This window comes from Algisphaera agarilytica, from assembly GCF_014207595.1.
GTDB classification, from domain to species: Bacteria; Planctomycetota; Phycisphaerae; order Phycisphaerales; family Phycisphaeraceae; genus Algisphaera; species Algisphaera agarilytica.
On sequence record NZ_JACHGY010000001.1, the window covers coordinates 1,332,584 to 1,344,560 of the forward strand.

At 64.3% G+C, this 11,977-nt stretch carries 12 protein-coding genes; 4 read left to right on the forward strand and 8 right to left on the reverse strand.

The window, feature by feature from the left end; all coding sequences use genetic code 11:
* Positions 1-55 precede the first annotated feature (55 nt).
* Both HNQ40_RS05675 and rplU read left to right on the forward strand, forming a co-directional pair.
* Entirely contained in the window at positions 56-1,489 is a 1,434-nt protein-coding gene (locus tag HNQ40_RS05675) for an MFS transporter (RefSeq protein WP_184676910.1), read from the forward strand.
* 142 nt (positions 1,490-1,631) lie between these two features.
* Complete coding sequence (gene rplU, locus HNQ40_RS05680) at positions 1,632-1,949, forward strand: 50S ribosomal protein L21 (protein ID WP_184676911.1); 318 nt, start codon at positions 1,632-1,634, stop codon at positions 1,947-1,949.
* Between the two features lie 191 nt (positions 1,950-2,140).
* Here rplU and HNQ40_RS05685 read toward each other — a convergent pair whose 3' ends face one another.
* The 5 genes from HNQ40_RS05685 to HNQ40_RS05705 form a co-directional block, all read right to left on the reverse strand.
* Positions 2,141-3,121, reverse strand: coding sequence for an endonuclease/exonuclease/phosphatase family protein (locus tag HNQ40_RS05685; RefSeq protein WP_184676912.1), 981 nt, complete (start codon positions 3,119-3,121; stop codon positions 2,141-2,143).
* A complete protein-coding gene (locus HNQ40_RS05690) occupies positions 3,118-4,236 on the reverse strand; it encodes a glycoside hydrolase family 113 (protein WP_184676913.1) in 1,119 nt (372 codons plus the stop codon). Before HNQ40_RS05690 ends, HNQ40_RS05685 begins: the two co-directional genes overlap by 4 nt.
* Positions 4,237-4,259: 23 nt before the next feature.
* The gene (locus HNQ40_RS05695) at positions 4,260-5,753 is read right to left on the reverse strand and encodes a sulfatase-like hydrolase/transferase (RefSeq protein ID WP_184676914.1); all 1,494 of its coding nucleotides are present in this window, start codon (positions 5,751-5,753) and stop codon (positions 4,260-4,262) included.
* Between the two features lie 44 nt (positions 5,754-5,797).
* Positions 5,798-7,249 (reverse strand): UTP--glucose-1-phosphate uridylyltransferase, encoded by a 1,452-nt coding sequence (locus HNQ40_RS05700; protein ID WP_184676915.1) that lies wholly within the window; start codon positions 7,247-7,249, stop codon positions 5,798-5,800.
* Positions 7,250-7,367: 118 nt separating this feature from the next.
* Positions 7,368-8,117: a chlorite dismutase family protein gene (locus HNQ40_RS05705; protein ID WP_184676916.1), complete on the reverse strand. Its 750-nt coding sequence runs from the start codon at positions 8,115-8,117 to the stop codon at positions 7,368-7,370.
* Positions 8,118-8,325: 208 nt separating this feature from the next.
* Between HNQ40_RS05705 and HNQ40_RS05710 the strand changes: the two genes are divergently transcribed.
* On the forward strand, positions 8,326-8,547 hold the full coding sequence (locus HNQ40_RS05710) for a hypothetical protein (RefSeq protein WP_184676917.1): 222 nt from the start codon (positions 8,326-8,328) through the stop codon (positions 8,545-8,547).
* 12 nt (positions 8,548-8,559) lie between these two features.
* On the opposite strand, the gene HNQ40_RS05715 is transcribed toward HNQ40_RS05710, so the two are convergent.
* A complete protein-coding gene (locus HNQ40_RS05715) occupies positions 8,560-9,303 on the reverse strand; it encodes an RsmE family RNA methyltransferase (protein WP_184676918.1) in 744 nt (247 codons plus the stop codon).
* Between the two features lie 146 nt (positions 9,304-9,449).
* On the opposite strand from HNQ40_RS05715, the gene HNQ40_RS05720 reads away from it, so the two are divergent.
* Positions 9,450-10,985: a hypothetical protein gene (locus HNQ40_RS05720; RefSeq protein ID WP_184676919.1), complete on the forward strand. Its 1,536-nt coding sequence runs from the start codon at positions 9,450-9,452 to the stop codon at positions 10,983-10,985.
* Here HNQ40_RS05720 and ruvX read toward each other — a convergent pair.
* Both ruvX and HNQ40_RS05730 read right to left on the reverse strand, forming a co-directional pair.
* Positions 10,971-11,414: a Holliday junction resolvase RuvX gene (gene ruvX / locus HNQ40_RS05725; protein ID WP_184676920.1), complete on the reverse strand. Its 444-nt coding sequence runs from the start codon at positions 11,412-11,414 to the stop codon at positions 10,971-10,973. The two genes, HNQ40_RS05720 and ruvX, sit on opposite strands and share 15 nt — an antisense overlap.
* A gap of 41 nt (positions 11,415-11,455) precedes the next feature.
* Positions 11,456-11,950, reverse strand: coding sequence for a Clp protease N-terminal domain-containing protein (locus HNQ40_RS05730; RefSeq protein WP_184676921.1), 495 nt, complete (start codon positions 11,948-11,950; stop codon positions 11,456-11,458).
* Positions 11,951-11,977: the final 27 nt, after the last annotated feature.

Sequence of the window (11,977 nt, forward strand, 5' to 3'; positions counted from 1 at the left end):
CTCACCGCGCACGATCGCGCTGCGCCGTCAGCTGGGCTGGGTGATCGTCGGCTGGATGTTTGGCTCGCTTTGGCTGTGGACCATCAGTGGCGCCGCGATGACGCAGTTTGCCCGCGGGCTGGGCCTACCGGACTGGGGGTTTGGGGTGTTGGCGGCGCTGCCGTTCATCGGAACGCTGTTTCAACTCCCCGGGAGCTGGGTGCAGGAACGGTTCGGCCGACGCAAGGCGTGGTTCCTGGTCACCCAGGGCACCGGCCGGGCGATGTGGATCCTCGCGGCGTTGATCCCCTGGGTGATGCCCGAGCCCCGGGTCATTCACCTGCTGGGTGGTGGCGAGATCGATCTGCGGTGGCTCATCCTGCTGGGGCTGGTCGGCTTTTCGTGGGTCATGGCACACCTGGGTGGCCCGGCGTTTATGTCGTGGTTCAGCGACCTGGTGCCCCGCCGGGTGCGCGGGCGCTACCTGGGGCTGCGCAACACGTTGACCCTGCCGTTGTCGCTGCTCGCAACGCTCGGCGTGGGGTGGTGGTTGAAACAGGCCGGGGTGATCGGCCCCGAGACGCTTCTCACCGTGGCGAGCATCATGCTGGGGGTGGCGGGCATCCTGGGCACCACAGAAATCCTGTGTTTCATCTTCGTGAAAGACCCCGCGCCCAGCCGTGGCGATCAGGGCAACACGTTTGGTCGGCTGCTGCTCACGCCGCTGAAAGACCGCAACTTCCAGCGATACCTCATCTACAACTTCACGCTGATGCTCGGGCTGGGCTTCATCGGGCAATACGTCTGGCTGTTCGTCTTCGATGAAGCGCAGCTCTCACCGCTAACGGCCAACCTCTTGCTGATCGCGGTGCCGATGATCCTGCGCGCGATCGCCTACCCGATCTGGGGGAAGCTGGTGGATCGCCTGGGCAAGAAGCCGGTGATGCTGATCGCGGGGACGATGTTTGTGTTCGGCCCGATGGGGTGGCTGCTGGTGACCCCCGAGCTGATCTGGCCGGGGTATCTGTTCACGATGATCTCGCCGCTGAGCTGGCCGGGGCTGGAGATCGCGAACTTCAACTTCATGCTCGGCCTGGCGGAGACCCGCAAGGGCCAACGCGGCGGCAGCGCTTACGTGGCGATCAACTCGATCATCTTGGGCGTGGGTGGCGCGTTGTCGGGGTTGCTCGGGGCGGTCATCGCCGGGGCGATCCCCGAGTTCCGGGTCGAGTGGGTGTTGGATGTGCCCTGGATGCTGGGGGCAGAGGCGGGGGCGGCGGTGATCCTCACGTACCACGGCGTGCTGTTTCTCGTGTCCATGGGCCTCCGGGTCGCGGCGCTGGTCTGGGCCACCACGCTGCACGAGCCCCGGGCCACGGGCACCCGCGAGGCCCTGCGGTACATGACCGCGTCGCTGTACTCCAATGTCCGTCAGGGCATGCTGATGCCCACGCGCGTGCTCGGCCGGGCGTCGCGGTGGAGCTACCGCCTGGGCCGACCCGGCCGGTGAACACCCCGCCATTGCCTTGCCAGAGGCCTTCTGCTACACTTCTCGGCTCGCTCCGGCGAATCCACACCCGAAATCCATCCGTGAAACCCGATTTGACCCGGGTTCACCCTCCGTAAACCCTGCTCAAAACCGAGATTACGCCATGTACGCCATCATCGAAGACTCCGGCACCCAGATCAAAGTCGCTGAAGGCGACGTCATCAAGGTCGACGTCCGCGACCTGCCCGAAGACGCCGCCAGCGTCACCTTCGACCGCGTCATGTTCGTGGGCAACCCCGAGGGCGAAGCCCGCATCGGCCAACCCCTGGTCGATGGCGTGTCGGTCACCGCCGACATCCTCGAAGAAGGCCGTGGCGACAAGGTCAGCGTCGTGAAGTTCAAGCGCCGCAAGACCTACAAGCGCATGAAGGGCCACCGCCAGAACTACCTCAAGGTCCAGATCACCGCCATCAACGGCTGATCGAGCCTCGAGTAAGTCCTGACATCCTTTTGCCGATAACAGATTCCGGGTCTGGTGGGTTTGCGGTGCGCTTTAGCACCGCGTTAAACTGGTTAATGTAGTTCAACCACATTTCTACCCCCGCGAGTCGGATTCCTCCCCGGCTTGCGGATTTTTTTTGCCCCAACCCCGGGGTTACCCGTAGCCTTTCCTCACGGCAGCACGAGGTCCACCACCACCGGGCAATGGTCCGAACCCAACGCCGGCCCCACCCATCGATCTTCCACGCGGATGTCCGGGCTCACCAGCACGTGGTCGATCGGGATCATGCCCGTCCACGCCAAACTGCTGGGCCAGGTGCCCTGATGCCCAAAGCCCTCGGCCGAGTCACGCAGCTCTGTCTCGCGCAGCAACCGGCGCAGCGGGGACGACCAACGCGTGGCGTTGAGGTCGCCGGCCACGACGACCGGCTCTTCTGATTGAGTCACCCTTGCCGAAGCATCACGCAACTGTTCGCGACGAAACCGGGAGTAAGCAGAACCTACCGGCGGCAGTGTGTGTACGCCCATGATGCGAATTTTCTGGCCCTGAAATTCCAGCACGACATGGATCGCCGGAACCTCCGCTGTATCGATCACAGAATCGAACTCATCAACCACCAAGCCGCCTCGGATGTAGGCCGCGATGCCGAAGTTGTCTTCACGGGTACTAGCGGTTTGCAACCTGTAAAAGCCAACCAACTCGTGATCGAGATGTTCGATCCATACTTGATTGACTTCCTGCAAGATCAAGACATCCGCATCGGTGGTGTTGAGCCAATCGGTTACCGCCTGCTTTTGGGTATTGGATGTCAGCACGTTAAACGCCACGAGTCTCAGCTCGGGACCGCCACTTTGAGGCTGCGCGGGCGCGATCCACAACGGCGCAAGCAAGACCCCATTCAACACCAGCGCCGCGCCGAACACGCCCGTAGACACCCACTTTTTCAGGAGCCCCATCCCGATGACCGCGATCACCAGCCCCGCCGCGTATTGCAAACGGAAGTGTGCAAAAAGATCGAGGAACCAAGGCCGATCGCCGAGCAGTCCCAGTACCGAGGCGAAAGCCGACGCCGCTCCCAGCATCCACAACAGCAGCGCCGCCGAGCCGCGTAGGGTCGTCGGCACCCCGGTCACCGGGTCGCGGTCGGTCACGGGTGGGCTCCGCCAAGCACCGCTCCGCCCCGCCGCATCGCCACGTCATCACTGCCCCACGCGTTGCGGATCACCTCGCGCATCGCGTCGTACTGCAGGACGAACTCGTCGCTGTGGTCCCGGTCGCCGGGGAACCACTTCCACAGGAACACACCCGACACCGCGGGCTCGGCCGCGACCTCTTCGAGCGCGATCTTCATGCAACGCAGCTTCAGCGCCGCGCCCGCCGCGCGGTCGCCCACCCGCGCATCCAGCCAGGGCTGGAGCGCCGCCTCTTCCGACTGCGCATACCCCAGCTCGGTCAGCATCACCGGCTTGCCCAGCTCGGCCGAGAACTCGCGCAGCCGCGACAGCCACTTGCGCATCCCCGCCCGCAGATCGTCGTCGCTCGGCGGCATCGCTTCGCTCAACGGGAAATAGAACTGCACGCCGATCATGTCCAGCGCATCCCAGAACGGCACGTTGCCCGTCTGGTCCCAATTGGCGGCGTAGGTCAGCTTCCCCGAATACACCTCACGCACCGCCGCGATCAGGTGCCGCCATTCGTCTTCGCGGTGCAAAGTCTTCTGCAGCTCCGTGCCGACCGCAAACACCTGCGCCCCGGTCTGCTCGGCCAACTCCGCCTGATGCACGATGAACGCTTCGTACTCCCGGAAGAAACGCTGCCACTGCGCCTCGGTGTCGAACGCGATTTCGCCCCGCCAGTCGAAGCCGCTGCCCCAGTAGGCGAGGTGGGGTTTGAGCAGCGTGGCCATGCCGCGCTCGTTGGCCCATTCGATGGGTTTCACGGTGGCGGGCGTCACCGGGCCCGGGCGGTAGGCCACCCCGCCGTCGCGATCGATCCCGGCGTAGGGATGGATCTGTATGGCGTTGACGCCGAGCTGGCCCAACTCATCGAGCAACGGCTCCATGGCGGGCCCGTCCCACTCCCCGGGCCCCCAGCGGTAGCAACTCACCACCACGCCACGCATGACCGAGGCCTCGCGCAACACCGGTTCGCTCACACCCGACACCTCTTGAGCCGACGCCGCCCCTGCCGTGCGGACCTCGGCCTGCCGGTCGCACGATACCGCGACCAACAGCCAACCCGCCAACAGCAAGAGTGCATTTCGCATCGTGCAATCATAGCCGACCGCGTTCATTCCGATCGGGCCAAGCCGGGTCCGAAGTCCGCGAGAGCGGTGCAGATGTAGGGGTTCATGTAGTCGTCGCGGTGATCGAGCATCATCGTCCAGAGCCGAGCGTAGAGCTCGCGCTGGATGTCTTGGTAGCCCGGCTTGCCGTAGAGATTGGTCACCTGCCCCGGGTCGGCCTTGCGGTCGTAGAGCTCGTCGTAGTCGAAGGCGTTGAAGGTCAGTTTCCAGTCGTCGGTCATGATGGTGCGCTGGATGCCGTAGACCTCGTTGCCGTTGGTCTGGAAGAACATCGCGTCGCGCCACTCGGCAGGGGACTCGCTTCCGAACCACGGCATGAGGCTCTCGCCCGACATCGCCTGGTATGTCTCTACTTTGGTCGCCTCGGCGAACGTCGGCCCGAAGTCGGCGAGACTCACCATCGCCTCGACGGACTGCCCTTTCGAAGCGTTATCGATCGAAACCGGCGGACGGACGATCGCGGGGACGTGATACGCCCCGTCGAACGCGGGCAGGCCCTTGGTCCAAAGGCCGTGCTCGCCGACATAGTCGCCGTGGTCCGAGAGGTAGAGCACCCAGGTGTTCTCGGCCTGCCCGGTGGCGTCAAGCGCCTCAAGCACCTGCCCGAACAACCAGTCTTCGTAGGAACAGAACGCCAGGTAATGCCGGATCGCTTGGCGGTGCTCTTCTTCGCTGAGCTGCGCAAAGCGGTCGCTCATCCGGCGATACAGCGCGGGCTTGTCGTCCATCGCATCGGCGAAGTTGTCGGGCAGCGGCGGCAGGTCGTCGGGGTCGTACAGGTCGAGGAACCGCTGGGGCACGAAGTACGGGTCGTGCGGGCCCAGCGTCCCGATGTACTGGCACCACGGCTCACCCGCCGCGGCCATCGATGTCATCTTGGCGATGCCGGCCTCGGTGGTGGTGGTGTCGCCGAAGGGGTTTTCGCGCTGGCCGTAGTGGACGTAGCGCGGGTAGCCGGGCCGGATGATCTCGCCCTCGCCGCGGTCTTCGGGGGCGACGTGTTGGCGGAACGCGTCCATGTTGGCCAAGGTCTGGGCCTGAGCGGCGCGGAGCTCGGCCTCGCGGTCGTTGGGGGTGGGGGTGACGTAGCTGCCGCCGTGGACCAGGTCCCAGCCGTAATGCTCGGGGGAATGGTCCTGGCCGACGTGCCACTTGCCGGAAAAGCCGAGCTGATACCCCGCCTCTTTCAGGTCCACGCTCCACGGCCGGACGCTGGGGAACAGGCCACGGCTGAGCGCATTAGGCACGTTGACGTTGTTCCACACGCCGTGCTCGGAAGGGTAGCGCCCGGTGAAGAACGTGGCCCGCGACGGGCAGCAGTGCGGGGCCGGGCAGTACGCACGGCTAAAGGTGGTCGCTTGCTGCTGGAAGCGGTCGAGCGTGGGTGTCTGCGCTTTGAGCCGATGGCCGGGCAGCACGGTGCCGCCGTGCTGCTGATCGGTCATGAAGATGAGGATGTTCGGCCGCGCCTCGGCCATGGGCCACACGCCTCCTAGTCAAAGCGTCGGATTAATACGCGAAATCAGAGCAGCACTTCGTCACCCGGGCGGATCGCCACGGGCAGCTCGACGGCTTTCAGGTCTTCGGGGTAGATCGCGGTGGTCTGCTTAATCTCGATCACCGCCTCGACCGCGCCGTCCGCGTCACGCGTAACCTCGACACCCGCCGCTTCGAGCCAGCGTGCGGCGCGTTCGGTCTGCAGCTTCTTGCTCGACGCGGGGCTGTCGGTCGCGTCCGCTTCGCCCTCGGGGGTATCGGCGTTCTTGATCGGGGCGAACTCATCCACGCGGTCGGTCTCGTACACGATCGAGTCCTCGCACATCGGCAGCGCATCGAACACGAACGTCTCGAGCTTCACCGCGTTGGGCGACTCGGGCTTGACGGTCTGCCCGGTGGCTTCGTCGAGGAAAGGCACCTTTTTCTCCGCCCGGTTGAACGGCAGGCTGAAACCCTCGGGCGAGGTGTTGATCGATTCCACAAAATCCACGTTGATGCAGTGCAGCGCGATCGATCCCGCGCGGAAACGCAGCTCGCCGTCTTCGGTGGTCTGCTCGGCGAGTTCGTCGGGCAGGTTCGAGTATTCGATCACGGTCATCTTGTCGTCGGCCAGACAGAAGTTGCCGAGCTTTTCCTTGGGGAACGCCTTGGGCAGCATCTTGCTGGACATCTGCGCTTCGTCGAGCGAGTGCAGCCCGATGAACAGCGGGTCGATCATGCGGACCGTGGGGTTGTCGACCTGGGTGTAGCTGATCTGTTCGACGCCGCGCTGCTTCATGTCGGCGATCGCGCCGCTGGTCCACAGCGCCTTGAGCGAGCCGCCGTGCCCGTTGGGCGAGAGGGCGAGGCTCGACGGGGTTTCCAGCAGCACCTTGTGCGAGGCCATGTCGATGGCGGGCATCATGGCCTGGGGGAAGATCATCACGTTGGCCGCGTCCAGGCCGAAGTGGTTGTTCTCTTCGAAGAACGCGCGGGTGGCCGCGTCGTTGATCGGGCTGGTCATGACGTACCACGGCACCGCCTTGCCGTACTTCGCCTCGACCTTGAGCAGGTACTCGGCGAAACAGGCAAACAACGTCGTGCCCCGGATCGGCGACGCGGGGAACGTGCCCTTGGGCCCGTCACAACCCAGACGAGTGCCCTGCCCGCCCGCCACGGTGAACGCCGCGACCTTGCCTTCGCCGACGAGCTTCTCACCCAGGGCGCGGGCTTCGTTGTACTTGGCTTCCAGATTGGCGTGCGGCACGTGGGGGTACCACGGCGCGGGCTGGATGTCGTCGGAGAGCTCGAACTCGGGCTTGTTCTTGACGTGGGTCTCGATCAGCCGGGCGACCTCGGGCCAGTCGATGCCTTCGCATTCACTGAGCAGCGACTCTTTTTGAGCGTCGTCGAGCGAGGCGTAGTGGGCGAGCACGTGTGCCTGGCCGACGGATTCGAGGGTGGCGTGAACCGCGGCGTAACGTTCATCTAGCGACATGGGTCCCAACTCCAAAGATTCGGGGTTTTCAAGGGCAAAATACGGCAATCCCCGTCACATTATCACAGATTCATCGGCCGGGACTGAAACCGACCTGCGCTAATCTTCGACAAACAATTCACGCTTCCATCGGCGACTGATACACCACACGTCCCACGAAAAACGGGCCGAGCTTTTCCAGATACGTCGAGGTCTGCACCGTGCCGCGCATGGTCTGCACGAGCTGGGACAGCGGGGTGAGCTCGGGGCCCATGAGCCCGATGACGAAGTCGTTGTCGTTGGCGTCCAGGCCGTGGCAGGCCAAGCGGATGTCGCTGGCCACGCCCGCCCCGCCGAACGAGAAGCCGATGGTGCCGTGCTCTTTGAGGATGGTCTTCTGCTCCTCGGCCGGCAGGCGGGTGAACGCGCCGCTCCGCCGCAGCGGGTACCAGACGACCCACGGCATCTTGGGGTCGAGCGCGTGACGCTTCGGTCGGCCGACCAGCGTGTCTTCAAGATCGCGCTCATAACCCAACGAATACGATCGGCCGAACATGGTGTACCGCGGGCGCGGCGTCAGCTCGGCCAACGGCCCGTTCTGCACCAGCGCCCGGGTGTGCGCCACGAAGTCGGCCGGGTCAGTCGAGAAGCTCAACACCGCCACGCCGAAGGGGTCGTTGAGGTCTTCGTAGACCACGGCCCCCGTCTTGGCGTTCTGTTTCACATCCTCTACCACCGCGGCGGTATCTCGGCACCCGGTGAAGGCCAGGAGCTGCATGAACATGCGGGTGTCGGAGGTTTGGCCGCCGCCGCCGTGCTCACGGAGGTCGGGAGCGGGCGGTGGCGCGGGCGGGCCGCTGCGGGTCGGGGCGGGGGAAGAGCTGGACATACACGAAGGATAGAGCCGTGTCCGCCGAACCGCTAGCCGACCCAACAGGGGCGGCTGGACCGCGGCTACTCAGGCCATCAAAAAGGGAAAACCCGCGGATTCCGTTTGCCTCCCGGCGATCTGTATCGTTGAGTTATCGGGAGCCGGGACCGGGGGAATGTTGCCCGCTTTTCATCCGTTTCAGGTTCATTGATCAGGAGGCCCCGCGGTGTTTTGGAAGAAGTATGGAAAGCTGTTTGTGGTGCCCGTCGTCGCGATCCTCGGGATCGGGGCCGGGGCGGTCGGCGGCGCGGTTGCGATTGACCAGCTCGCCGCGAAATACCTCTGGCCCGAGCCCGTGAACATCGCGGTCGTGCACGCCACGCCCGAGTCGTCCACCCGGGAATACGCCGACCCGGCCTTCACGCAAGACGCCCAGCCCATCGACTGATCCCCGGATTATTCACGCCGTGAGGTAGCGCAGGATCGACACCGCTGCGGTCGCCGCCGTCTCGATCCGCAGGACGTGTTCGGCCATGCGCCACCGCACGCATCCCGCCGACTGGGCCTCGGCCAGCTCACCCTCGGACCACCCCCCTTCCGGGCCGACCAGGACCAATACGTCTTTCGCCGTTTGGAGTTGATCCGACAACCCGGGCATGGGTTGCCCGCGCGGGTCGAGGATCAGCTTCACGTCGCTGGGCCGGGCCAGCACCTCGCCCAACGTCGCCATCGGCTCGACCGCCATCAGCCTCGGACGGCCCGACTGCTTGGCCGAGGCCAGCGCTGCTTTCTCGTATCGCTCAACCTTGCCCGCACCGGGCTCGACCACGCTCCGCTCGCTCTGCACGGGCACGAGCACGTCGGCGCCGAGCTGGCCGAGCTGGTTCACCATGGCCTCGGCCCGCGGGCCTTTGGGGATCGCGGTCGCCACAGTCAGCCTCGGGAATACCTCCGGCACCTCGCGCACCCCGCCGAGACGGCATTGGGTCAGGCCACCGCCATCCCGTTCGTACGCCACGACCTCGGCCTCGGCGAGCCGGCCGCTGCCGTCAAAAACCTCGATCGAAGCCCCGACCGGCAGCCGCAGCACCTTCCGCGCGTGCTTTGTTTCGTCCGGCCCCAGGGTGCAGAACCGCTCGGGCGAATCGGCCGCTTCCGATAATGACGCGGCGGGCAGGCTGGAACAAAAGAATCGCGGGGGCATGGGCAAATCCTCGCCCGAAGTATCCCAGATATCACCCTTCAGCGTTTTCGGGGATTCACGCCCCGCGGTGGATTAACACGGGTTTTATGTCGATAAATCCATGCAAGTGCGCTACGTAATGCGCCCAACCCACCCCGCGTGTGGACATGACTGACGTACCTCCCCAAACCCAAGACGACTCGCCCGACGACATGGCGGCCCAGCTCGAATCCCTGCTGGAGCAGGTCCAGAGCGGTGATGCGCCAGGCGAGCAGGACGAAGCGTCCGCCGCCACCGCGGTAGCAGAGAGCGAGTTCGAGGAAGAGTTCGGCATGTCCGAGGAGACCGAGGCTCTGACTTCGCAGATCGATGCGCTGATGGCCCAGGTGTCCGGGGTGGACGAGAAAGACGAAGCGCCCGAAGACACCGCCAACGACCAGGTGATTGCCGACGGGCCCGCCGATGTCGAGGCGGCGCTCGACGGGGTGCAAGGCGCATTCGATGCGGTGCAGGATGTCATCGCGGAAATCGAAGAAGCCGAGGAAGCCGAAGCCCAAGCCATCGAAGAGATTCAGTCGGCACCCCAGACCGACGCCAACGACGAGCCGGCCGCCCCCACGCGGGCCGAGCTCGATGCCCAGGAGGACGACTTGGCCGCACAGGTGCAGTCGCTGCTCGACGAAGCCCAGGCCGAGGAAGCCGCCGGCTTTGTCAGCCCCGAAGAAGTCATCAACGAATATCAAGACGAGCCAACCGCCGAAGAAACAGCCGGCCCGATCGATGACCAAGACCTCGAAGGCCACTTCCACGCCACGGTCGATGATGTCATCGCCGAGACGCAAGACGAGCCCGAAGCCGTCGCGCCCCAACCCGTGGCCGCGTCGCCCGAGCCCCAAGCCCAGGCCGTCGAGCCCGAGCCCACACCCGAGCCAACCCCAACCGCCGAAGCCACCGAGGCCTCGGCCGATGATCCGCCGCTGATCGAGCAGATCGACACGCTGCTCGCCGACCACGCCGAGGACGCCATCAGCGGGGAATTCGAAAGCGTCGACGAATTGCTCGGCGTCGGATCCACCCCAGAAGCCGATAGCTCCGAAACCGAAGAAGCCATCGCTCCTGAGGATGACGCCGAAGAAGCAGACGACCTGGGTGGCGATTTCCAATCGATGGAAGACCTGCTCGGCAATCCCGACGAAGCCAGCGAACCCGAAGCGGAAGCAGCAGCAAAGAAGCCGACGCGGGAAGAGATGTCCGTCGAACTCGATCAGCTCGACGGCCTGTTCGCTGCCCCCACCGCAATAGCCGAACCCGACCCGGCCCCACCGGCCGAAGAAGCCACGCCCGAGGAAGAGCCCGCCGAGGACGACGACGTGACCAGCGGATTCGAATCGCTCGACGACCTGCTCGACGCCCCGCCGCCGACTGAAGAAGAGCGCGACGGGGCGCCACCCGCCGCCGCCGATAGTACGCCCGCCGAAAAGCAAGCCGGCTCCGCAGAATCAGGCTTAAAGCTCACACTCAAACTAGCGCTCTTCAAAGCCGCGGCGGTGTTCCTGTTGGGCTGGACGCTCTGGGCCTGTGCGATCGTAAACCAGCCGCTCGACAAGCTCCCCGAGCAGATCAAGCAAACCGTCGGCTGGGTCGCCCTGGCCGTGGTGGGCCCGGCGATGCTGTTGATCACCTACGGCCTATTCCTCGGCTAACCCCTCGCCCGCCTCGAGATCGGGCCGGGCCTCCAGAAAATCACGCAGGATCGCCGCCGCCGCCAGCGCGTCGCGTCGGGCTTTCTTCTGGCCGTGGGTAAGCCCCGACTGGGCCATCTGCTGGTCCGCCGTCGCCGAGGTCAGCCGCTCGTCCATCGGGTGCACCGGCAACCCGAACCGCTCGGTCAACGTCTTGGCCAATGCCACCGACTTCGCCGCCGCCGGCCCGAGCGTCCCGTCCATGTTGAACGGCATCCCCAACACCAACGCGTCCGGCTGCTCGTCCTCAATAAACTTCCCCAGCTGCCGCAACCGCTCCTCTTCGTTGCTAGTGACGATCACATCCAACGGCGAAACAATCCCCGTCTCGTCATCGCCCGTCGCGAGGCCGGTCCGCTTGCCGCCGAGATCAATGGAGAGGAATCTCATATGAGTATAAATCTGTACTTAGCGAAAATAAACCGAGAACTTTAAGAATCAAAATATAGTGGTTCGCCAGGATTCTCGACCATATGCCTATGAAGATACTTAGCGACATCTTTCTCGAAGTCACTCAGTGGGACATTAAGGTTTGTCAATATGTCAATCACTTGAGGGGCTTGCAAGATCATCACTCGGAGAAGGCCTGCGGTACCCACAGAGTCATGGCGTTCACCAATGGCGTGATCAATTGCGTCGTTGATGTAGCCCCACCCGTTTTGAGAGAGTGGAAGTTTCCCGAAAATTGTAAATTGCCTTTGCGACGCATCTGGGCGCGTAACAGAACGCTTTATTTCCTTTGCCGATAACCCTTGGCACCTGAGCAAATGACCAGCTAGCCCAGTCGGTTCTTTTATCAAAGCATAAAGAAGATGAGGCGTCTCGATTTCGCGTGATCGCATCGCCTTGGCAAATCGATTTGCAATCCGCATCGCATCCCGTAAATCATCCGAAAAGCGGTCATAGCTAGCGATCTTTTGTGACATAGCGATCACTGTAACGCTAAGCCTACG

Bases quoted from the DNA above. Each gene is read 5' to 3' on its own strand.
- HNQ40_RS05675 (WP_184676910.1), top strand. From the start codon at position 56: ATGTTTGGCTCGCTTTGGCTGTGGACCATCAGTGGCGCCGCGATGACG.
- rplU (WP_184676911.1), top strand. From the start codon at position 1,632: ATGTACGCCATCATCGAAGACTCCGGCACCCAGATCAAAGTCGCTGAA.
- HNQ40_RS05690 (WP_184676913.1), bottom strand. From the start codon at position 4,236: ATGCGAAATGCACTCTTGCTGTTGGCGGGTTGGCTGTTGGTCGCGGTA.
- HNQ40_RS05695 (WP_184676914.1), bottom strand. From the start codon at position 5,753: ATGGCCGAGGCGCGGCCGAACATCCTCATCTTCATGACCGATCAGCAG.
- HNQ40_RS05700 (WP_184676915.1), bottom strand. From the start codon at position 7,249: ATGTCGCTAGATGAACGTTACGCCGCGGTTCACGCCACCCTCGAATCC.
- HNQ40_RS05705 (WP_184676916.1), bottom strand. From the start codon at position 8,117: ATGTCCAGCTCTTCCCCCGCCCCGACCCGCAGCGGCCCGCCCGCGCCA.
- HNQ40_RS05715 (WP_184676918.1), bottom strand. From the start codon at position 9,303: ATGCCCCCGCGATTCTTTTGTTCCAGCCTGCCCGCCGCGTCATTATCG.
- HNQ40_RS05720 (WP_184676919.1), top strand. From the start codon at position 9,450: ATGACTGACGTACCTCCCCAAACCCAAGACGACTCGCCCGACGACATG.
- ruvX (WP_184676920.1), bottom strand. From the start codon at position 11,414: ATGAGATTCCTCTCCATTGATCTCGGCGGCAAGCGGACCGGCCTCGCG.
- HNQ40_RS05730 (WP_184676921.1), bottom strand. From the start codon at position 11,950: ATGTCACAAAAGATCGCTAGCTATGACCGCTTTTCGGATGATTTACGG.